We start from the raw sequence: 18,731 nt of genomic DNA on the forward strand, positions 1-18,731 counted from the left end.
GTTTCCCGTCTAGACCTTTCCTCGGCCCAGGTTCTTCGGTCGAGGGTCCTTCAGGATAAACAAGGACTTATCCAGCCCCGAAACGCGCTGGAGGTCCAGAAGCTGAATCCGGGTCGGGCGGCTCTGGGCGTCGGTCACCGTCCAGCCCGTAAGCGCAAGCGGGGCGTCGGCGAAGGTCAGGGTGATCGTACCGGCGGTTTCCTTGCGGCCGTCGCGGGCGGTGATCGAGAACCCGTCCGTCATGCGCGTGACGCGCGTTACCGCAACGCCGCGATCCAGCCGGATGCTCTTCGCCAGAAACAGTGACAGCGGCGTCGCGCCGAGCGGGTAGGCGTCGAAGGTTTTCAGCCGATTGTCCTGAACCGAAACCACGCCCCCATCAGACACCACCAGCAGGCCCGAGGGAGGATCATAGGCAAAGCGCGCCTTGCCTGGCCGCTTCAGGAACAGGGCCCCGGTGCTCCTCCGGCCCCGGGCGTCGGTCTGCTCAAACCGCGATGTCGCCTCGGTGAGGCCCTCCAGATAGGCGACCGCGCGCGCGACAAGCGCCTGATCAGCTGGGCCTGACGTCGTCGTCTGGGCCCAGGCCGGTGTCGAAGCAGCCGATGCGGCAAGCAGCAATGCCAGGCGGCGGCGGTTGAAGTCGGAGGAATTGCGGGTCATGGGCGCTCCATCTACCGCAATCAGATTGTCACGCCACCACGGCAGCAATGGGGCTCGACACGCGCCCGTCCCTAAGGCGCGGCGCTGACCAGGATTTCGCGCTTGCCGGCGTGATTGGCGGGGCCGACCACGCCTTCCTGCTCCATCCGCTCGATCAGTGAGGCGGCACGATTGTAGCCGATCTGAAGGCGTCGCTGGATGTAGCTGGTCGAGGCCTTGCCGTCGCGGGTGACCACGGACACCGCGCGATCATACAGGTCGTTGCTCTCGCCGTCGCCGCCGCCCAGGCCCAGGTCGCCGTCCTCGCCATCCTCGTCGCCGCCGGCGGTGACCTCGTCCAGATAGCTTGGCGTGCCCTGGTCACGCAGGAACTTGGCCACCGCCTCGACCTCGCCGTCGGATACAAACGGACCGTGCAGGCGGGTGATGCGGCCACCGCCGGCCATATAGAGCATGTCGCCCTGGCCCAGCAGCTGCTCGGCGCCCTGTTCGCCCAGGATGGTTCGAGAATCGATCTTGGAGGTGACCTGGAAGCTGATCCGGGTCGGGAAGTTGGCCTTGATGGTGCCGGTGATGACGTCCACCGACGGCCGCTGCGTGGCCATGATCAGGTGGATACCGGCGGCGCGGGCCATCTGGGCCAGTCTCTGGACAGCGCCTTCGATGTCCTTGCCGGCCACCATCATCAGGTCAGCGACCTCATCGATGATCACCACCAGCATGGGCATTGGCTCGGGGCGGATCTTTTCGCTCTCATAGGTGGCGCGGCCGGCGTCGTCGAAGCCGGTCTGAACGGTGCGCTCGAAGTGTTCGCCCTTGGCGATGGCCTCACGCGCCCGCTCGTTGAACGAGGCAACATTCCGCACGCCGATCTTGGACATCCGGCGGTAGCGGTCTTCCATCTCGCGCACGGTCCACTTCAGCGCGACGATCGCCTTCTTGGGATCGGTCACGACCGGCGCCAGCAGGTGCGGAATGCCATCGTAGACGCTGAGCTCCAGCATCTTCGGGTCGATCATGATCAGCCGGCACTGCTCAGGCGTCAGCTTGTAGAGGATCGACAGGATCATCGCGTTGACGCCCACCGACTTGCCCGAACCGGTGGTGCCGGCGATCAGCAGGTGGGGCATCTTGGCCAGATCAGCGATATAGGGCTCGCCGCCGATGGTCTCGCCCAGGGCCACGGGCACGACCTGGCCGCCGCGCTCATATTCCGGCGCCGCCAGCAGGTCGCGAAGATAGACGGTCTCGCGGCGCTGGTTGGGCAGTTCGATGCCGATGGCGTTGCGGCCGGGCACCACCGAGACCCGGGCCGAGGCCACACTCATGGACCGCGCGATATCATCGGCCAGCGCCACGACCCGTGCCGACTTCACGCCGGCTGCGGGCACCAGTTCGTACAGCGTGACCACTGGACCAGGCCGGATCTGGTCGACCTGCCCGCGAACGCCAAACTCGGCCAGAACACTCTCCAGAAGCTGGGCGTTCTGGCGCAGCGCGCCCTCGTCATACTGGGCCGCGCGGGGCGGCGCCTTGGTCAGCATGGCCAGTTCGGGAAGCTTGAACCCGCCCTCGCTGACAAACTCGAAGGTGCTCTGGGCTTCTTTCTGCTCGCGTACGCTTTCCCTGGAGGACATTTTCGGCGGCTTGACCTTCAGGGTGGGGCCGTCGCCTGCTGCGACAAACGGTTCCGGGCTGGCGGCTGCGATCTCAGGCTCCGCAGCCTCGGCTGCCTTGCGCCGGGCCACACGCGTGGCCGGCTCCGGCCGGGCGGCTTTCAGGCGCGGCCTGGGCGCCAGGGCATGGCTGAGTGCGTCGGCCGCAGTGCGAAGATCAAGGCGCGAAAGCCCCAGCCCGTAGCCGTATGCCACGAGGCCTGCGACACCCAGCAGGCTGGCCGCGATCGGTGCGCCAAACGGCAGTCGGGCATAGGCCACAACACCGGCCAGGCCACCCAGCAGAGCCTCACCCCAGAAACCGCCCAGCCCCTTGACGAGCGGCCATATGGCCGGTGTCGGCGCGAAGGCCAGGGCGCCGGCCAGGGCCAACAAGCCCAGTCCACCGAACAGCGCCCGCAGGCGCAAGCGGCCACGCGAGACCTGGGGCTCCGGATCCGCCACGCGGCTCAGGCCGCATACCACCAGAAGCAATGCGGCCAGGGCCGCGGCCATGCCAAGTGATTGCAGGCCGATGTCGGCCAGAACCGCGCCGCTGCCGCCCAGCGCATTTTCCGGAGCCTGCGCACTGGCGACATTCAGGCTTGGGTCATCGGGATTGTAGGTGATGAACGCGGTTGCCAGCGCGACGCCGAACGCGGCCACCAGTCCCCCACGCAACCGGGCAGTCGCGGCGTGGCTCCACATGAGCCTCGCGATGTGAAGCGCGAGCTCCATACCCGTTTTCCGCGCCACTCGCGCCATGCGCCCGATGTCTCCGAATAGATGCCCGGCCCTGTTTGGCGCAGGGACCGTTAATCGGGCGTTTACCGTGACCCGGCGCGCGGGCGAATTTGGCGTTCACCGCTCCGGATCGCGGGGCGAACCAGGACGGCCCTGCTCCTACGGACCAGATGATTTCATCTCTTCTGAAAAGGCACTAGGCTCGCAGCATGAACTGGACCATGCCCCGCCCCGTCCTGAAGGCCGTCGCTTTCCTGCTGGTGGCCGTCAGTCTCGGCGCCTTCACTCTGGGCGTGGTGACCGCGCCGTCACGGGGCCGGCTACCCGGCGAACGCCTTGACGGTGTAACCGGCCAGCCGATTCAGGCCCAGGACGCCACGCCGCTGGTCGACGAACGCATTCAGGGCGCCGCGCCGCCGGTCGAGCTGACTGAAGAAGAAAAGGCGAAACTCGAGGCGGAGAAGCTGGCCAAGGCCGAGGCGCTGGCGCTGGCCAAAGCCGAGGCCGAAAACGGGGCGCCCGCCGGCCCGGCGCCAACGTCGCCAGTCGCCGCACCCTCGACGCCGGACAGGATCGGCGAAGTTCTTGAAAAGGCGCCAGCCGCCGCCAAGCCAGAAGAGCCGCTGTTCTGATGGTCTGGCGACGAGCGACCTGATCCGTGCCCGATGCGGCTCAACAAGGTGGTGTGTCCCTGGGGCTGCGCCGTCTCACCGACGGGGAAAGAGCCTTGGCCCGGGAGGTCTTTGGTGGCGGTCTGCGGCCTGAGCGCGTCCGGATCCTGAGCATTCCCCTATGGCGCCGGGCCTTTGTGGCGGGTCCTGGTCTGATCGTATGGCCGGCGCCAAGCGCGCGTGCCGATTTTTCGGCAGCGGGCACGCCGCTCGATGAGCAGGCGGTGTTTGTTCATGAGCTCACCCACATCTGGCAGGCGCAGAACGGTGTTTCGCTGATCCTGGGCAAACTTCACGCCGGGGACAGCGCGGCGTCCTATCACTATGACCTGATGCAGGGCCCCGGTTTCCAGGCCATGAACATCGAGCAGCAGGCCATGGTGGTCGAGGACGCCTTCAGGGCGTCCAGAGGCGGCCACGCGCCCCATGCGCCCGAGCTTTACGCAGCGATCCGGACGGCCTGGCGGCAGGTCTGAATCCAGATCCATGTGCAGGTTGGGGAGATTCACCCTTGCAGGGCCCTCAAATTTCCCCATATCGAGCTTTCGAAGCTGGTTTCCCTGAACGGAAAGCTGGCCAGGACGTAAACGAACCGGGGGCGTCGCTTGTTACCGGGCGCTTCATCAGAAGGCCCACCCGCGCCGTCCGCCAACCAGGAGCATACAAGAGCCTATCATGAGCAAGATCATCGGTATCGATCTCGGCACGACCAACTCGTGCGTCGCCATCATGGACGGCAAGACGCCGAAGGTGATTGAAAACGCGGAAGGCGCGCGGACCACACCCTCGGTTGTCGGGTTCATGGAGGACGGCGAGCGCGTTGTCGGCCAGCCGGCCAAGCGTCAGGCGGTCACCAACCCCACCAACACCTTCTTTGCGATCAAGCGGCTGATCGGTCGCCAGTTCAATGACCCGATGGTCGAGAAGGACAAGGGCATGGTGCCCTATGAGATCGTCAAGGGCCCGAACGGCGATGCCTGGGTGCGTTCGCACGGCAAGGATTATTCGCCCCAGCAGATCTCCGCCTTCACGCTGCAGAAGATGAAGGAAGCTGCCGAGCAGCACCTCGGCGAAAAGGTCGACAAGGCGGTCATCACCGTTCCGGCCTACTTCAACGACGCTCAGCGTCAGGCCACCAAGGACGCGGGCAAGATCGCGGGCCTGGAAGTGCTGCGGATCATCAATGAGCCGACGGCGGCGGCGCTGGCCTATGGCCTCGACAAGAACGAAGGCAAGAAGATTGCGGTCTATGATCTGGGCGGCGGCACGTTCGATGTGTCCGTGCTCGAAATCGGCGATGGCGTCTTCGAGGTGAAGTCGACGAACGGGGATACGTTCCTGGGCGGTGAGGACTTCGACATGCGCATCGTCGACTATCTGGCCGACGAGTTCAAAAAGGAAAACAGCGTCGACCTGCGCAAGGACAAGCTGGCCCTTCAGCGCCTGAAGGAAGAGGGCGAGAAGGCCAAGAAGGAACTCAGCTTCACCACCCAGTACGAGGTGAACCTGCCCTTCATCTCGATGAACGCGTCGGGCCCGCTGCACCTGAATATCAAGCTCAGCCGCGCGAAGCTCGAAGCTCTGGTTGAAGACCTGATCATGAAGACCGTCGGCCCCTGCGAGCAGGCGCTGAAGGATGCTGGCCTGAAGAAAGGCGACATCGACGAGGTGATCCTGGTCGGCGGCATGACCCGCATGCCCAAGGTGGTCGAAACCGTGAAGGCCTTCTTCGGTCGCGAGCCGCACACGGGCGTGAACCCGGATGAGGTCGTGGCGCTGGGCGCGGCGGTTCAGGCCGGGGTCCTGGGCGGCGAGGTCAAGGACGTGCTCCTGCTGGACGTCACCCCGCTGACGCTGGGCATCGAGACGCTGGGCGGTGTGTTCACACCCTTGATCGAACGCAACACCACCATCCCGACCAAGCGCAGCCAGACGTTCTCCACGGCGGAAGACAGCCAGTCGGCGGTCACCATCCGCGTGTTCCAGGGTGAGCGGCCCATGGCGGCGGACAACAAGATGCTGGGCCAGTTCGACCTGGTGGGCATCCCGCCGGCGCCGCGCGGTGTGCCGCAGGTGGAGGTCACCTTCGACATCGACGCCAACGGCATCGTCAACGTCCAGGCCCGCGACAAGGCGACCAACAAGGAACAGTCGATCCGCATCCAGGCCAACGGCGGGCTTTCCGACGCCGACATCGAGGCCATGGTCAGGGAAGCCGAGACCAACAAGGCTGATGACGAGAAGCGCAAGGCCGCGGTCGAAGCCAAGAACCAGGCCGACGCCGTCCTGCACTCCTCCGAAAAGGCGCTGGCGGAGCATGGCGACAAGGTCGCATCGGATGAGAAGGACGCCATCCAGGCGGCCATCGACGACCTCAAGGGTTCTCTGGAGAGCGGTGACGCGGACCTGATCTCGACCAAGACCCAGACGCTGATCCAGGCTTCGATGAAGCTGGGTGAGGCCATGTACAAGGCGCAGCAGGCCGAAGGTGAAGGCGGCGAGGCCGAGCCCGGCGCGGCGTCTGACGATGTCGTTGATGCCGAGTTCGAGGAAGTCGACGGCGACGGAAAGAAGTCGGCCTGATGAAATCCCCTGCGGCGGCGAGCGCGCAAAGCGGTTCGTTCGCTGCAGGGTCTTTCGGGATCAGGATGTGCGGGTCTCCCGCCCTCCAGCAACTCAACTGATCGTCTGACGGCTCATGCGCGATTATTATGACATCCTGGGCGTCGATCGTGGCTGTGACGCCGCAGGGCTCAAGGCGGCCTTCCGCAAGATGGCCATGGAGCACCACCCCGACCGAAATGGCGGCAGCGAGGAAGCCGAAGGGCGCTTCAAGGAAATCAACGAAGCCTATTCGATCCTGTCTGACCCCCAGAAGCGCGCTGCTTACGACCGGTTCGGCCACGCAGGCGTGAATGGCCAGGGCGGTGGTGGCGGCGGGCAGTTTCACGACGTGCACGACATCTTCAACGAGGTGTTCGGCGACATCTTCGGAAGTCGCGGCGGCGGCCGTCAGCGTAGCGGTCCGGCGCGCGGAGCGGACCTGCGCTATGACATGGAGATCAGCCTCGAGCAGGCCTACGCTGGCGCCGAGGTCGAGATATCGGTCCCGGCAACACTTACCTGCGAGACCTGCGACGGTTCGGGCGCCAAGCCGGGCACCAGCCCCACCCAATGCACCACCTGCAACGGCCAGGGCCGTGTGCGCGCCAGCCAGGGCTTTTTCTCCATCGAGCGCAGCTGCCCGCGATGCGGCGGCACCGGGCAGATGGTCACCGACCCCTGCACCCAGTGCCGCGGCCACGGCCAGGTCCGCACGCAGCGGACCCTGGCGGTGCGGATTCCGGCGGGTGTCGATGATGGCGCGCGGATCCGGCTTGCGGGGGAGGGCGATGCCGGACAGCGCGGCGGCCCGCGGGGTGATCTCTACATCTTCCTGTCCGTCCAGCCCCACGAACTGTTCGAGCGCGACGGACTCGACCTGCTGTGCACCGTGCCGGTGCCGATGGCCACCGCGGCGCTGGGCGGTGATCTTGACGCCCCCTGCCTCATGGGCGGCGAAGACTGCGACGGCGAATGCAAGATCACGGTCAAGGTGCCCGAGGGCGCCCAGACGGGCCGGACATTGCGCGTCAAGGGGCGCGGCATGCCCTCCCTGCGGTCCCGCGAGCGGGGCGATCTCGTCGTGGAGCTCTACGTCGAGACGCCCACACGGCTCACCGCGCGTCAGAAGGAACTGCTGCGTGAACTGGCCGGGCTGTGCGGCGACCAGCAGCATCCGAAGTCTGCGGGATTCACCGGCAAGGCCAAGCGCTTCTGGGAAGACATTACAGGCGCCGCCTGACCTGTCACCTCTTCGGTCGGAACGCCACCAGCACATTGCCCCCGGCTTGCCCGAACGAAGCGTAGCCTGATCCCACGAACACCATCCCGTCCCCGGCGAAGGGACCAGCGGCGTCAATCGTACCGCCGGCGCCCTTGAGCTTGTTCACAGTCTCGAACGGAACGGCCGTGTCGTGGGTCGCCAGCAGCTTTCCGGTCTTTGCGTCGAACACATAGAGCCGACCGTCCAGCCCGCCAACGATCACCGCGCCATCCACCACCACCGGCGGCGCCGACAGCCCGAACTTTCCGGCGCAGATGGGCACGCGCGCCTGGCGGCCGCCCGCGCAATCGGCCGAGGCCTTCCAGGACCAGGCGACCTTGCCGCTGGCGATATCCACGGCATAGAGACCCGCGGCGTTCAGCGGTTCGGGAACATTTGGGTCAGCGATGGGCGCGAACACCCGCGCGCCGTCCGTTGCGATACCCCAGTGCACCCCACCCAGCGGCGAGCCCTTGCCAAACTGGTGGCGCCAGACCGGCTTGCCATTGGTGGAGTCGAGGGCCCAGACATCGCCGGACTTCTGGCCGCCGAGGATCAGGGTTCTGCCCTTGCCGCGCCAGATCACCGGGCCGCCGCCAAAGTCGTGATCCAGCAGCACGCTGCCTTCGCCGGCGAAGAAACAGTTCGGCCCAGGCGGGCGCGCGCTGCCTCCGGCCTGGCCAATCGGGCAGGACATGTTCCACACGTCGTTGGCCAGCGCCTGGAACACCCACTTCTGCTTTCCCGTCGCCAGATCGATCGCGATGATGGAATTGCTGGTGCCGGTGGCCGGCGGCGAGGTGTTCTCCCCCGTCGATACATAGGCCACGCCTGCTTTCAGATCGACTGACGGGCTGGACCAGATTGGTGCGCCGGACGGGCCGAACATGTCGATGCCTACGGAATTCTTGCGGCCCAGCGGCTTGGCGTCCTCCATGGTGCGCCAGGTCCAAAGAACCTTGCCGGTGGCCGCGTCGACCGCGGAGAGCGCGCCGTGCGATTTGCAGCAGGGGTGCGTGGGTCGCATGGCTGCGGCGACGTCACCCGCCGAGATCGGGACCAGAATCTTGTCGCCCGCAAACAATGGCGTGCCAGACAGTGGCGTCGTCTTGTCATGGCGCGGATCGGCCCGCCAAACGACCTTGCCGGTTGCCGCATCAAAGGCCGTGAGATTACCGGACGCATCGCCACCGACCAGGGCCATCGGGCCCCCTTGCCCCAACGGCCCGTAGGCCAGACTGGCCCGGATGCTGGCTGGCGTGGCCGTCGCCCACTTCACACAGCCGGTCTTTGTGTCGAGCGCCAGCAGGTAGCCGGCCTGGCTGGCCGGATAAAACAGCGTTGAGCCAACGATCACGCCCTGGCCACGCAGGCCGGAGGTCTTGGGCATGGCGAAGGCCCAGGCGATCTCCAGATTGGCGGCCTGGGCCGTGGTAAGTCCCGCCTGCGCGGCGGTCATGCGGCGGCTGTTGTCGGTGTCGACACCGAAGCCGACCTGTGCCGGTTTACTAGACAGATCTACACCGCGCTTGTCTGTAGCGCACATGTTGTTGTCTATCCAGCCGGTGCCTGCGGGCGCTTCCGGCGGCGCCAGGTAGGCCGCCACATCGCGGATCTGCCGGCGATCCATCCCATCGCCAATGGGTTTCATGACCCCGGTCGTGAGGGCGGCCACGATCACCTGGGCGTTCATCTTGCGCAGTGACGCCACGGGCGCGGCGCGGTCTCCGGGTGGCGGTGCGTTGTGGCAGGCTGCGCAGAACTGATCATAGACCAGCTTTCCCGGGTGCGGCGCCTCGTCTGTCGCCTGCGCCTGGGCCAGGTTTCCGACCGCAAGACCCGTAAACACCATGGCCGCCGCGGCGACCCCGCCCCGTGTGATCTGCTTCCAGACGCGCATCGATTTCCCCCGGCCTTACCGGCTGTCTACGCCGGTGTGATATTCCCAAATCTAAGTCAGGTGCGTCATCTCCGGATTGCCCGCCTGAAATCCGATCACCGCGTTTGCGGCTCCGCGTCCTTTCAGCTAGAGACACGAACCGCTCAGGATGCACCCGTAGCTCAGCTGGATAGAGCGTTGCCCTCCGAAGGCAAAGGTCACACGTTCGAATCGTGTCGGGTGCGCCAGCGTGGCGCTTGCGTCATCTGGGGGTCGCCATGTGGTACCTTGTGATCAAGGCGGCGATATCGGGGATCATTGTCGCCGCCGTTTCCGAGATTGCCCGGCGTAGTCCGGGGGTTGGCGCCCTGGTGGTATCCCTGCCGCTGGTCTCCATCCTGGCGATGATCTGGTTATGGCGCGATACGCAGGATGTGGCGCGTCTGGCAGCGCACGCCGACGCTACCTTCTGGTACGTGCTGCCGTCGCTGCCGATGTTCCTGTTGATCCCCCTGCTTCTCAAGCGGGAGGTTCCCTTCTTTGTCGCGCTGCTGTCGGGCTGCGTGCTGACCATCCTGCTCTACGCCGCGCTGACGCTGATCGGGCCCCGGTTCGGGTTGAAACTTTGAGGGGGCAAGCGCGCACTCAGGGAATTGCGGCGTTCGTCTCCCTGTCGGTCGTGGTCTTCGCTACTGCGGCTCTGGCCCACAACATTGGCGGCACAGACGCGGCCTTCGTTGCGGCGACCCGCGGCCCCGACCCTGTCCCGTTCCTGTATCTCGGCGCCAAACACATGGTGACCGGCTACGATCACCTGCTGTTCCTGGTGGGCGTGATCTTCTTCCTGTTCCGGATGCGAGACATCGCGCTTTACGTGAGCCTGTTCTCGCTGGGCCACTCCATCACTCTGCTGACAGGGGTCTATTTCCAGATCAGGGTCGAACCGCATCTGGTCGACGCGGTGATCGGGCTGTCGGTGGCCTGGAAGGCGCTGGAGAACCTGGGCGGTTTCCGCACGCTCTTCGGCGTTCAGCCCGACCCCCGCGCTGCTGTGTTCGGTTTCGGCCTGATCCATGGCTTCGGCCTGGCCACCAAGCTGCAGGCCCTCGATCTGAATCCTGACGGACTTTTGGCAAATCTGCTGGCGTTCAATGTCGGGGTCGAGATCGGCCAGGGGCTGGCGCTCGCCGTGATCCTGGTCGCCATGGTCCTGTGGCGTCGAACGCGCACGTTCGAGCCTATGGCCCAGGGGGTCAATGTTCTGCTGATGCTGGCGGGCTTCGTCCTGGCCGGCCATCAGATCGCGAGCTACGTCTTTGATGGAGCTGTCACATGAGTAGGGAGCCTGTACGACCGATGCCGCGCGGACGTCTGATCCTGGCCGTCCTTGGCGCGGCGGTCTTGGCGGTCTTGATCGTACTGGGCGCGATTCTGCCGGCCGAGTTCAATCGCGACCCACTGGGTGTGGGCAAGCTCTCAGGTCTAAGCCGCCTCTGGGCGCCGGATGAAACGGTGGTCGATCCTGCCAGTGAGGGCGCCGCGCGGGCGCGGGAGTATGACCTGCCCTTCAGGACGGATGTTGTGGAGATCCCACTGGGAGACTTTCTGGCCGGCGCTGACAAATCCGAACTTGAGTACAAGGTCCGCATGCAGAAGGACGCCACCCTGATCTATTCCTGGGAAGTGATCGGAACCTCCGAGCCGCGTGACTTCCGCTACGATCAGCATGGCCACACCACCCCTGCGCCGGGCCAGCCGATGACCGTGGCTACCTACAAACAGGCGTTCGGCCTGCGGCAGCAGGGCGCGCTGACCGCCCCGTTCGATGGGATCCAGGGCTGGCAGTTCTCCAATTCAAGCGAAAGGCCGGTGGTTGTTCGGCTTCGGCTGTCCGGCTTCTACGCGTTGATTCCACCGGGCCAGCCCGGAAACGAAGCCGGTATCCGGGCCAATGTTCAGGCCGCCGAGGCCCGACCCGCAACAACTTCGCCGTAATTGACGCGCCAAGGTGTCAGGACTGGAGGCCCGTCCCATGCGTCTGACCCTGTCTCTGCTTGGTCTACTGGCCGCCGCCCCGGCGGCCGCAGAAATCCTGGCGCCCAACGTGCCGGTGGCGACTGCGACGGCCTCACCCCCCATGAGCGTGGCGGATCAGATCGACCACTACCTCAAGACCTCGCCCGTCGCCGCGCAGGAGGCTGAAGACGCCCGGCTCGATAGCGCCCGTGAAGATCGACGTCCCCACGGCGAGGTCGCAGTGGGCGTCGGGACGCGCGGGCACCGCAGCTTCTACGCCCGGACGGATATCCCGCTGGGCGAGCGAGGACGGCTGAGCGTGGCCATCGGTAAGGGCCGGCTCGCCGGCGGTCCGGGCGGTTGGTTTGATCCGCCTTACCGCCCCGTGTGGGCGGGTGCGGGTGAGCGCCAGAGGTGCGATCTGGAAGCCATGACACCTGAACGACCCTCTGACAGCATCGGTGGGCCTCACGGCCACTGTCGCGACGGCTTGACCCGCTGATTGATCACTTCACGGCCGCTGCACCCGGCAGAGGATCGCCCTTAGCAGGACCGTTCGTCTTAAGCTCAGGCTCGATCACGAACTGGGCATGGCAGGCGACACAGACTTCGTAGACGCGTCCTCCCTCGTCGAACACGGCCTTCTTGTCGCGCTTCTCGGCGGCGGCGCGAGCTATGGCGGCGCGTTCAGTCAGGAGCTGTGCGTACTTGATCCAGTCGGCCTCCGGCGCACGGGTGCGGCCAGGCAACTGCATGGCGTTTCCAGCTTCCATCAACATGGTCGCGCCCGACACCGGCACGTCCCAACCCTCGTCGGTGGTGGGCGACAGGTCCCGCTCTCCTGCCTCGGTGATCTCAGTGCCCGACGCCTTCCAGTACATGAACGCCGCCGGGTCGACGAAGTGGCCCATGAACTCGGCCATCGGCAGGTCGGTATTGAACTTGGCGCTGGCGGCAATCTGCGGCCCCGCAGGCTTTCCAGGAGAGCAGGCCGCGAGCGTGATCACACAAGCCGTCAGCAAGAGCAGGTTTTTCATAGGCCGGACCCCCCGTCGCGCCTGGGTGCGCGACTGGCGCATTCTACACAAAGCCCAAGCCCCTCGCCCAGTCCGGAAGGCCAGAAAAGACGCGGGAGTCGCCGGTCCCTGATCGAAACTTGGGTATGCAGTGATTGACGCCGCTCTGTGGGTAGGGCTTCCTCTCCCCAATCGTCTTCAGAACGATATGAGGAAACGCGATGACCAACCCAGAGACGGACCGGTTGCCGGTCCGAACCAAGCTGGCGTTCGGTATCGGCAGCGCCGCCGAGACCATCGCCCTGCTGTCGGTATCCAGCTTCGCGATCCTCTTTTACAACCAGGTGCTGGGGGTCCCGGCGCACCTGGCCGGGCTGGCAGTGTCAGCCAGCCTAGTGTTCGACGCCATGTCAGATCCGATCGTGGGTTCCTGGTCGGACCGGACGCGCTCGCGCCTCGGGCGGCGCCATCTCTACATGTACGCCGCCCCGATTCCGATCGGCCTCAGCCTCTATGCCATCTTCAACCCGCCGGATGGCCTGGACCAGACCGGGCTTTTGATCTGGTTCGGTGTGGCAGTGATCCTGCTGCGCCAGGCCATGACCTTCTTCCACACGCCGCACCTGGCGCTGGGGGCAGAGCTTTCGCCCAACTACACCGAGCGTTCCAAGGTGATGGCCTACAACAGCTTCTTTGTCTGGGTCGGCGGCGCCTTTACGACCACGATCGCGCTACGGATCTTCTTCCCCTCCACCCCTGAGTATCCGCGGGGCATCCTCAACCCTGAACCCTGGCCGACCTTTGCACTGGCCATGTCGATTGCGGCGGTCGCAGCACTGTTCGCCTCAGCCTGGTTCACCCGGGATCGAATTCCTTTCCTGCCCCAGCGCGCCGCCGAGACCCCCGGGTTCAGCGTCCGTGAGTTCGGTCGCGATATCGCCAAGGCGCTCAGCAACATCAACTATGTGTGGCTGCTGGTGGCCTATTTTTTCCTCTCGATGATGCTGGGCCTTCGCGAAGGCCTGCGGATGTACACCAACACCTTCTACTGGGGCTTCAACAGCGAGCAGCTCAGCCTGTTCATCATCGGCAGCTTCGCCGGGTACCTGACCGCATTCGTTTTCGCACCGCGCCTGCACGGCAAGATCGACAAGAAGAACACAATCATCATCTCGGGCCTGATCTATTGCATCGTGCCAATGATCCCGCTGGGTCTGGGTTTGATGGGCGTACTCAGCCAGTCTACGCCTTATCTGCTGCCGATCGTCATCGCCTTCGCGACCGTCGCCTACGCTTCGGTGGCCGTCCTGCAGATCAGCGTCATGTCGGCGCTAGCCGATATCGCTGACCAGAACGAGCTGCGCTACGGAATCCGGCAGGAGGGCATCCTCTATTCTACCCGCGCGTTCGCCGCCAAGATGGATCAGGCGATCGGCGCTGCGCTGGCCGGCTTTGTGATCACCATGATCAATTTCCCCGCCAAGGCGGTTCCCGGGCAGGTTCCCGCCCACGTGATGTTCAACCTTGCCCTTTGGGACGGTATCCTGGCGTCTATTCCCGGTCTGATTGCGATCGTGTTCTATGCCCAGTACCGGATCGACCGGAACAGTTATGAAGCGACCAAGCTTGCGCTGACCGAGCACCGCGCAACAGCGCGCGCCGCCGTGGTGGCGGAACAGCAGGGGCGGATCCCCGGCGGGTCGCCTCAACCTGCGGAGTAGATCAGACGCCGGACTGCAACGCCTGTAGCAAACTGCCGCTGTAGGCCGTGTGTCCCACATGGGTCAGGCGGGCTTCGAAGTCGGCCCAGATCTCGCCGCCGAGGTCGCGCCAGCGGCGGCAGAAGGCATAGTCTTCGGAAAGGTACTGCCCGGTTTCTGGCTCGATCAGGGTGTCGAACACCATCACCGCTTCCTTTGCCATGCTGTCGGCCATATCGCCCATCTTGGCCCGTAGCTCCGGGTGGCTGTCGCAGACCCGCTGCATCGCGTCGCGGCGGATCATCAGAAAGCCGGTTCCCACATAGGCGACCTGGGCAAAACCCCCCTCCACATTGACGCTGTTGTTCGGGTTGGGGAGGAAACGAACCACATAGCCCACTGACGCGGCCATGATGTCGGCGACGTCAGCCTTCGCGGCGCGGCGCGCCTTGTCCCAATCCACCCGCTTCAGCGGATAGACGCCTGCGATCACGTCCTTGTCGGCGTCGAGCAACCGGAAGACGTTCTGCGGCAGAAACCCTATGTCGGCGTCGATGAACATCAGGTGGGTCGCCTGGGGGTGCGCCAGAAACTGTGCCGCCAGCCGGGATCGGGCTCTTGTGATCAGGGCGTCGCCGCCCATCAGGTCGATATGCAATCCGATGCCGCGTTCGCGGCAGGCGTCCTGCAGGGCGAGCATCGAATTGACGAAGTGCAGATGCAGGCCGCCTCCATAGCAAGGCACGGCGAGGTAGATGAACGGGGACGGTCCTGCGGGCTGTGACATCTACCGACCATAGTCGTCCGGTCAAACGCCGTCGATCACCCGACTGACCAGGGCGTCATAGAGGTGAAGCTGCTTGTAGGCGCGGAACTCAGGGTGCGCAGTTCGCCAGGCCCTGGCGAAGCGGGCCAGCCGCTCAGTGTCAGCAGCGATGGCGCTCAGCGGGTCGATCCAGACCCGGATCGTGAAGACGACAGCGCCTGTTTCCGGAAGTCGGCGCAGGGTCTGGCGCTCGATCCTCGCAAAAAGGGCGTCTGCGGCGCGGTTCGGGTCGATATCCGGGATCGCGGCGCGCATTGGCGTCGGGTCCGGCGCGTGGAGGTCAGGCGAGTTTACCAGGCTCCAGTTTCGGCGCTCCAGCATGGTGTCGGGCCGCAGATTGTCGAATATCCGCTCGACCCGCTGAAGCAGACGGGCCTCGAACCCGGTGACGGGCCGGTGCAACTCAGCCAGGCTGCGCCCGATCACTTCGGATGCCGTAAAGAAGCTGCCGGCGCAGAGCGAAAGAGCGGTGAGCCGCCACGCGTCGCCGCGCTTTTCCATCAGGCACAGATCATCGGCGACCTCCTGGGCCGCCGCCAGCAGAGGCGGCCGCCCATCAGCCGAAATCTCTCGCCCCAACGCCCCCGCCAGCATCGCCAGGAGCTCCGTCTGCGCGGGTCTGGATCCGGGGATCTCGGACCAGACGGCCGCCGGATGGGCGGCCAGCAGGCCATCTTTCCTTTTGGCCGGGTCGGCGTCGCCGCCTTCGAACCAGTCGCTGATCGGGATCGGCCTCAGTCCGACGCGGAACTCGGCGGCCTCCTCCCACGGGGCGTGGCGCAGGCTCATCTGCGTGTAGCCAACCTGGCCAGGAAGAACACGCCCACCGCCAGCGTCACACCAACGCTGTCGGCCACAAGGTCCTGAATATCGCGATGGCGACCCACAAAGCCCTGCATCACCTCGATAGCTGCGCCATATGCCAGTGCAAAAGCGGGGATCGCCAGTGTTCGATTTGGCGCCAGGATGTAGCCGGTGATCGTCAGGACAAACCAGGCCGCCGTATGTTCAAACCTGTCGCCCACGCCGGTATCCGGCAGATCGCGGGAGGGCAGAAGGCACAACACCAGCAGGATCGCAGCGGCCAGCGCGAAGAGCGAAAGGCGGAGCGGGCGCGCAAATCGATGAGGTAGCATCCGCCCTTACTTGCACGTCCCGCCGCTGCTCTCTAGGTCGTAGCAGCGCAGTTCTGGTGCAGGAGCGATGTGTTGACGATCGAGGCGGTGATCTGGGATTTCGGCGGGGTATTCACGACCTCACCGTTCGAGGCCTTCAATCGGTTCGAGGCCGAAAGGGGTCTGCCGAAGGATTTGATCCGGCGCGTCAACGCCACCAATCCCGACACCAACGCCTGGGCTCTGTTTGAGCGGAACGAAGTGGACACCACCCGGTTCGACGCCCTGTTCCTCGAAGAGTCGACCGCGCTGGGTCACCCGGTGCGCGGCGCCGATGTGTTGCCTCTGCTGAACGGAGCATTGCGCCCGCAGATGATGGCGGCGCTGAAGGCCTGCAAACAGCACTTCAAGGTGGCCTGCATCACCAACAACGTGGTCTCGATGCACAGCCCCGTGCAGGATGCCGGTCAGCGCGCCGCCGGGGCGATGGCGCAGGTGATGCCGCTATTCGACGCCATCATCGAAAGCTCGAAGGCCGGTGTGCGCAAGCCCGACCCGAAGATCTATTTGATGATGTGCGAGCAACTGGGTGTGACGCCGCAGGCTTGCATCTACCTCGATGACCTCGGCATCAACTGCAAGCCGGCAGCCGCTCTGGGCATGAAGGCGATCAAGGTGATGAGTGTTGAACAGACCCTGGCCGAGCTTTCAGTCCTTACCGGCCTGACTTTCGATACCGGTCCGCAGGCATGATCCGCCCCGAGAAGATCGGTGCAAAGGCTGCTCTGGCCCATCTGCCAGGCTGGCAGTCGATGGATGGGGCCCGGGACGCCATCCAGCGCACCTTCCGATTCAAGGACTTCAACGAGGCGTTCGGTTTCATGACCCGCGTCGCCTTGAGGGCGGATCAGCTGGATCATCATCCGGAGTGGTTCAATGTCTACAATCGCGTCGAAGTCACTCTGACCACTCACGACGCCGACGGCGTTACGGAGCTGGATGTCACATTGGCCCGCTTCATGGATGAGGCTTCGGGCCAAACCTAGTTCGCGACGATCCCGCCAAGCAACAGGCGGGCGCCGGGGCGGCCCAGGATGGCGTCGGTCTGACGCTGAAGGGCGCTGGCGATATAGTCGGCGTTGGGAAGGGCCGTGGGACCAAGGCCCGCAGCATAGGCCTGCACTGTCTGCAGATACGCCGCCCGAAGGCGCGGAGCCGACTGCGCGGCGCGCGTTCGCAATGCCGCGTCCGGTATCTCCAGCCCACAGTCCACCGAAAGCACGCCGCGCCGACCGTTGCCGCGAAGCGTGGTGCCCATCAGCGTCTGGATCGGGACATAATTGCCCCCGTCCGATTCCTTCTTTTCGCCGCCCGCTGCCAGTGCAGCGAGTGGCTGGCCGGCTGTGGCGACCGAGGCAATGAGGAAAAGGCGGCGGTCCATCGGTCGCAATATGTAGACTCATGGTTAGCGGTCTCTTTACGTGCGCCTGCGAAAACAGGGTTTGAAGCAGCGAGACGGGAGCGCCCCTTGGGCCGATTTGCACCGACCAACCTCGACCTCGACGGCAAGGTGATCCTGGTCACAGGCGGCACCGGCTCGTTCGGTCGACGCTTCATTGAAACCGTTCTGGAGCGGAGCAAGCCGCGAAAGCTGATCGTCTACTCCCGCGATGAGCTGAAACAGAGCGAGATGCAGATCGACATGTCCGAGCGGTTTTCCGCCGAACAGTTAAAGGTCATGCGTTTCTTCCTGGGCGACGTGCGGGACCGCGAACGCCTGTCGCTGGCCTTTCGTGGTGTCGACATCGTCATTCATGCCGCCGCCCTGAAACAGGTGCCTGCGGCGGAGTACAATCCCTCGGAATGCATCCATACCAACATCATGGGCGCGGAGAACGTGGTGCGCGCGTGCCTGGCCAACCGAGTCCAGCAGGTCGTGGCGTTGTCCACCGACAAGGCGTGCAACCCGATCAACCTCTACGGCGCCACCAAGCTGGCGTCGGACAAGACCTTCGTGGCCGCCAACAACCTGTCCGGTGACATCGGCACGCGGTTCTCGGTGGTCCGCTATGGCAACGTGGTAGGATCGAGGGGTTCAGTGATCCCGTTCTTCCAGCGACTGATCAAACGCGGCGCCACGGAACTGCCGATAACAGATGTTAGGATGACCCGGTTCCTGATCACCCTGAACGAGGGCGTGGACTTCGTCCTGTCGTCGTTGGAGCGCATGCACGGCGGGGAAATCTTCGTACCAAAGATTCCGTCCATGAAGATCACCGACATCGCCGCCACCATGGCGCCGGATCTGGCCACCAGACTTGTCGGCATCCGCCCCGGGGAAAAGCTGCACGAGATGATGATCTCTGCCGACGACGCCCGTAATACCGTCGACCTCGTGGATCGCTACGCCATCGAGCCGGCCTTCGTGGAGTACACCCGGGTCCCGCTGACCGGGGGTCGGCTGGCCGAGGAATTCAGCTACGCCAGCGACACCAATGACGACTGGCTGGATGGCGCAGGCTTGACCCGGATGCTGGAGGCCGGCGCCGCCTACGAGCGGCGGCGGCGGGCCAACGACTAG

20 protein-coding genes and 1 tRNA gene are annotated in these 18,731 nt (G+C 65.0%); 13 read left to right on the forward strand and 8 right to left on the reverse strand.

Going from position 1 to position 18,731, the window contains the following annotated elements:
• Positions 1-9 precede the first annotated feature (9 nt).
• Both ACIQ3B_RS00400 and ACIQ3B_RS00405 read right to left on the reverse strand, forming a co-directional pair.
• Complete coding sequence (locus tag ACIQ3B_RS00400) at positions 10-663, reverse strand: outer membrane lipoprotein carrier protein LolA (protein WP_397399020.1); 654 nt, start codon at positions 661-663, stop codon at positions 10-12.
• A 71-nt stretch (positions 664-734) separates the two neighbouring features.
• A complete protein-coding gene (locus ACIQ3B_RS00405; RefSeq protein ID WP_397399022.1) occupies positions 735-3,083 on the reverse strand; it encodes a DNA translocase FtsK 4TM domain-containing protein in 2,349 nt (782 codons plus the stop codon).
• 200 nt (positions 3,084-3,283) lie between these two features.
• Between ACIQ3B_RS00405 and ACIQ3B_RS00410 the strand changes: the two genes are divergently transcribed.
• The 4 genes from ACIQ3B_RS00410 to dnaJ all read left to right on the forward strand — a co-directional run bounded on the left by ACIQ3B_RS00410 (position 3,284) and on the right by dnaJ (position 7,577).
• Positions 3,284-3,694 (forward strand): hypothetical protein, encoded by a 411-nt coding sequence (locus ACIQ3B_RS00410; RefSeq protein ID WP_397399024.1) that lies wholly within the window; start codon positions 3,284-3,286, stop codon positions 3,692-3,694.
• Positions 3,695-3,789: 95 nt separating this feature from the next.
• Entirely contained in the window at positions 3,790-4,209 is a 420-nt protein-coding gene (locus ACIQ3B_RS00415) for a hypothetical protein (RefSeq protein WP_397399026.1), read from the forward strand.
• A gap of 199 nt (positions 4,210-4,408) precedes the next feature.
• Positions 4,409-6,316 (forward strand): molecular chaperone DnaK, encoded by a 1,908-nt coding sequence (gene dnaK, locus ACIQ3B_RS00420; protein ID WP_397399028.1) that lies wholly within the window; start codon positions 4,409-4,411, stop codon positions 6,314-6,316.
• A gap of 115 nt (positions 6,317-6,431) precedes the next feature.
• Positions 6,432-7,577, forward strand: a complete 1,146-nt coding sequence (gene dnaJ, locus ACIQ3B_RS00425) for a molecular chaperone DnaJ (protein ID WP_397399030.1) — start codon at positions 6,432-6,434, stop codon at positions 7,575-7,577.
• A 4-nt stretch (positions 7,578-7,581) separates the two neighbouring features.
• Here the strand turns inward: dnaJ and ACIQ3B_RS00430 are convergent, their stop codons facing one another.
• Positions 7,582-9,498 (reverse strand): PQQ-binding-like beta-propeller repeat protein, encoded by a 1,917-nt coding sequence (locus ACIQ3B_RS00430; RefSeq protein WP_397399032.1) that lies wholly within the window; start codon positions 9,496-9,498, stop codon positions 7,582-7,584.
• Between the two features lie 150 nt (positions 9,499-9,648).
• Between ACIQ3B_RS00430 and ACIQ3B_RS00435 the strand changes: the two genes are divergently transcribed.
• The 5 genes from ACIQ3B_RS00435 to ACIQ3B_RS00455 all read left to right on the forward strand — a co-directional run bounded on the left by ACIQ3B_RS00435 (position 9,649) and on the right by ACIQ3B_RS00455 (position 11,995).
• Positions 9,649-9,725, forward strand: a tRNA-Arg gene (locus ACIQ3B_RS00435).
• Between the two features lie 30 nt (positions 9,726-9,755).
• Entirely contained in the window at positions 9,756-10,106 is a 351-nt protein-coding gene (locus ACIQ3B_RS00440) for a DUF3147 family protein (RefSeq protein WP_397399034.1), read from the forward strand.
• Entirely contained in the window at positions 10,103-10,813 is a 711-nt protein-coding gene (locus ACIQ3B_RS00445) for a HupE/UreJ family protein (protein ID WP_397399036.1), read from the forward strand. The genes ACIQ3B_RS00440 and ACIQ3B_RS00445 overlap by 4 nt, the downstream gene beginning before the upstream one ends.
• Positions 10,810-11,472, forward strand: a complete 663-nt coding sequence (locus ACIQ3B_RS00450; RefSeq protein ID WP_397399038.1) for a hypothetical protein — start codon at positions 10,810-10,812, stop codon at positions 11,470-11,472. The genes ACIQ3B_RS00445 and ACIQ3B_RS00450 overlap by 4 nt, the downstream gene beginning before the upstream one ends.
• Before the next feature lie 37 nt (positions 11,473-11,509).
• Entirely contained in the window at positions 11,510-11,995 is a 486-nt protein-coding gene (locus ACIQ3B_RS00455; RefSeq protein WP_397399040.1) for a hypothetical protein, read from the forward strand.
• Between the two features lie 4 nt (positions 11,996-11,999).
• On the opposite strand, the gene ACIQ3B_RS00460 is transcribed toward ACIQ3B_RS00455, so the two are convergent.
• Positions 12,000-12,530, reverse strand: coding sequence for a hypothetical protein (locus ACIQ3B_RS00460; protein WP_397399042.1), 531 nt, complete (start codon positions 12,528-12,530; stop codon positions 12,000-12,002).
• A gap of 200 nt (positions 12,531-12,730) precedes the next feature.
• Between ACIQ3B_RS00460 and ACIQ3B_RS00465 the strand changes: the two genes are divergently transcribed.
• Positions 12,731-14,230 (forward strand): MFS transporter, encoded by a 1,500-nt coding sequence (locus ACIQ3B_RS00465; protein WP_397399044.1) that lies wholly within the window; start codon positions 12,731-12,733, stop codon positions 14,228-14,230.
• 1 nt (position 14,231) lies between these two features.
• Here ACIQ3B_RS00465 and ACIQ3B_RS00470 read toward each other — a convergent pair whose 3' ends face one another.
• The 3 genes from ACIQ3B_RS00470 to ACIQ3B_RS00480 are packed head-to-tail and all read right to left on the reverse strand — an operon-like array spanning position 14,232 to position 16,171.
• Positions 14,232-14,996: a hypothetical protein gene (locus tag ACIQ3B_RS00470; protein WP_397399046.1), complete on the reverse strand. Its 765-nt coding sequence runs from the start codon at positions 14,994-14,996 to the stop codon at positions 14,232-14,234.
• Between the two features lie 21 nt (positions 14,997-15,017).
• Positions 15,018-15,824, reverse strand: coding sequence for a heme-dependent oxidative N-demethylase family protein (locus tag ACIQ3B_RS00475; RefSeq protein WP_397399047.1), 807 nt, complete (start codon positions 15,822-15,824; stop codon positions 15,018-15,020).
• The gene (locus ACIQ3B_RS00480) at positions 15,821-16,171 is read right to left on the reverse strand and encodes a VanZ family protein (protein WP_397399049.1); all 351 of its coding nucleotides are present in this window, start codon (positions 16,169-16,171) and stop codon (positions 15,821-15,823) included. Before ACIQ3B_RS00480 ends, ACIQ3B_RS00475 begins: the two co-directional genes overlap by 4 nt.
• A 72-nt stretch (positions 16,172-16,243) precedes the next feature.
• Here ACIQ3B_RS00480 and ACIQ3B_RS00485 point away from each other — a divergent pair, with 72 nt between their 5' ends.
• Together ACIQ3B_RS00485 and ACIQ3B_RS00490 are read left to right on the forward strand one after the other, a co-directional pair.
• Positions 16,244-16,903 carry an HAD-IA family hydrolase gene (locus ACIQ3B_RS00485; protein ID WP_397399051.1) on the forward strand — a complete coding sequence of 220 codons (660 nt, stop codon included), beginning with the start codon at positions 16,244-16,246 and terminating at the stop codon, positions 16,901-16,903.
• On the forward strand, positions 16,900-17,196 hold the full coding sequence (locus tag ACIQ3B_RS00490; RefSeq protein WP_397399053.1) for a 4a-hydroxytetrahydrobiopterin dehydratase: 297 nt from the start codon (positions 16,900-16,902) through the stop codon (positions 17,194-17,196). Before ACIQ3B_RS00485 ends, ACIQ3B_RS00490 begins: the two co-directional genes overlap by 4 nt.
• On the opposite strand, the gene ACIQ3B_RS00495 is transcribed toward ACIQ3B_RS00490, so the two are convergent.
• Positions 17,193-17,591, reverse strand: coding sequence for a Tat pathway signal protein (locus ACIQ3B_RS00495; protein ID WP_397399055.1), 399 nt, complete (start codon positions 17,589-17,591; stop codon positions 17,193-17,195). The two genes, ACIQ3B_RS00490 and ACIQ3B_RS00495, sit on opposite strands and share 4 nt — an antisense overlap.
• Before the next feature lie 87 nt (positions 17,592-17,678).
• Between ACIQ3B_RS00495 and pseB the strand changes: the two genes are divergently transcribed.
• Complete coding sequence (gene pseB / locus ACIQ3B_RS00500; protein WP_397399057.1) at positions 17,679-18,731, forward strand: UDP-N-acetylglucosamine 4,6-dehydratase (inverting); 1,053 nt, start codon at positions 17,679-17,681, stop codon at positions 18,729-18,731.

Source organism: Phenylobacterium sp. (genome assembly GCF_044358365.1).
Lineage (GTDB): Bacteria > Pseudomonadota > Alphaproteobacteria > Caulobacterales > Caulobacteraceae > Phenylobacterium.

Bases quoted from the DNA above. Each gene is read 5' to 3' on its own strand.
- ACIQ3B_RS00480 (WP_397399049.1), bottom strand. From the start codon at position 16,171: ATGCTACCTCATCGATTTGCGCGCCCGCTCCGCCTTTCGCTCTTCGCG.
- ACIQ3B_RS00410 (WP_397399024.1), top strand. From the start codon at position 3,284: ATGCCCCGCCCCGTCCTGAAGGCCGTCGCTTTCCTGCTGGTGGCCGTC.
- dnaK (WP_397399028.1), top strand. From the start codon at position 4,409: ATGAGCAAGATCATCGGTATCGATCTCGGCACGACCAACTCGTGCGTC.
- ACIQ3B_RS00470 (WP_397399046.1), bottom strand. From the start codon at position 14,996: ATGTCACAGCCCGCAGGACCGTCCCCGTTCATCTACCTCGCCGTGCCT.
- ACIQ3B_RS00430 (WP_397399032.1), bottom strand. From the start codon at position 9,498: ATGCGCGTCTGGAAGCAGATCACACGGGGCGGGGTCGCCGCGGCGGCC.
- ACIQ3B_RS00465 (WP_397399044.1), top strand. From the start codon at position 12,731: ATGACCAACCCAGAGACGGACCGGTTGCCGGTCCGAACCAAGCTGGCG.
- ACIQ3B_RS00460 (WP_397399042.1), bottom strand. From the start codon at position 12,530: ATGAAAAACCTGCTCTTGCTGACGGCTTGTGTGATCACGCTCGCGGCC.
- ACIQ3B_RS00440 (WP_397399034.1), top strand. From the start codon at position 9,756: ATGTGGTACCTTGTGATCAAGGCGGCGATATCGGGGATCATTGTCGCC.
- dnaJ (WP_397399030.1), top strand. From the start codon at position 6,432: ATGCGCGATTATTATGACATCCTGGGCGTCGATCGTGGCTGTGACGCC.
- ACIQ3B_RS00405 (WP_397399022.1), bottom strand. From the start codon at position 3,083: ATGGCGCGAGTGGCGCGGAAAACGGGTATGGAGCTCGCGCTTCACATC.
- ACIQ3B_RS00400 (WP_397399020.1), bottom strand. From the start codon at position 663: ATGACCCGCAATTCCTCCGACTTCAACCGCCGCCGCCTGGCATTGCTG.
- ACIQ3B_RS00450 (WP_397399038.1), top strand. From the start codon at position 10,810: ATGAGTAGGGAGCCTGTACGACCGATGCCGCGCGGACGTCTGATCCTG.
- ACIQ3B_RS00495 (WP_397399055.1), bottom strand. From the start codon at position 17,591: ATGGACCGCCGCCTTTTCCTCATTGCCTCGGTCGCCACAGCCGGCCAG.
- ACIQ3B_RS00455 (WP_397399040.1), top strand. From the start codon at position 11,510: ATGCGTCTGACCCTGTCTCTGCTTGGTCTACTGGCCGCCGCCCCGGCG.
- ACIQ3B_RS00475 (WP_397399047.1), bottom strand. From the start codon at position 15,824: ATGAGCCTGCGCCACGCCCCGTGGGAGGAGGCCGCCGAGTTCCGCGTC.
- ACIQ3B_RS00490 (WP_397399053.1), top strand. From the start codon at position 16,900: ATGATCCGCCCCGAGAAGATCGGTGCAAAGGCTGCTCTGGCCCATCTG.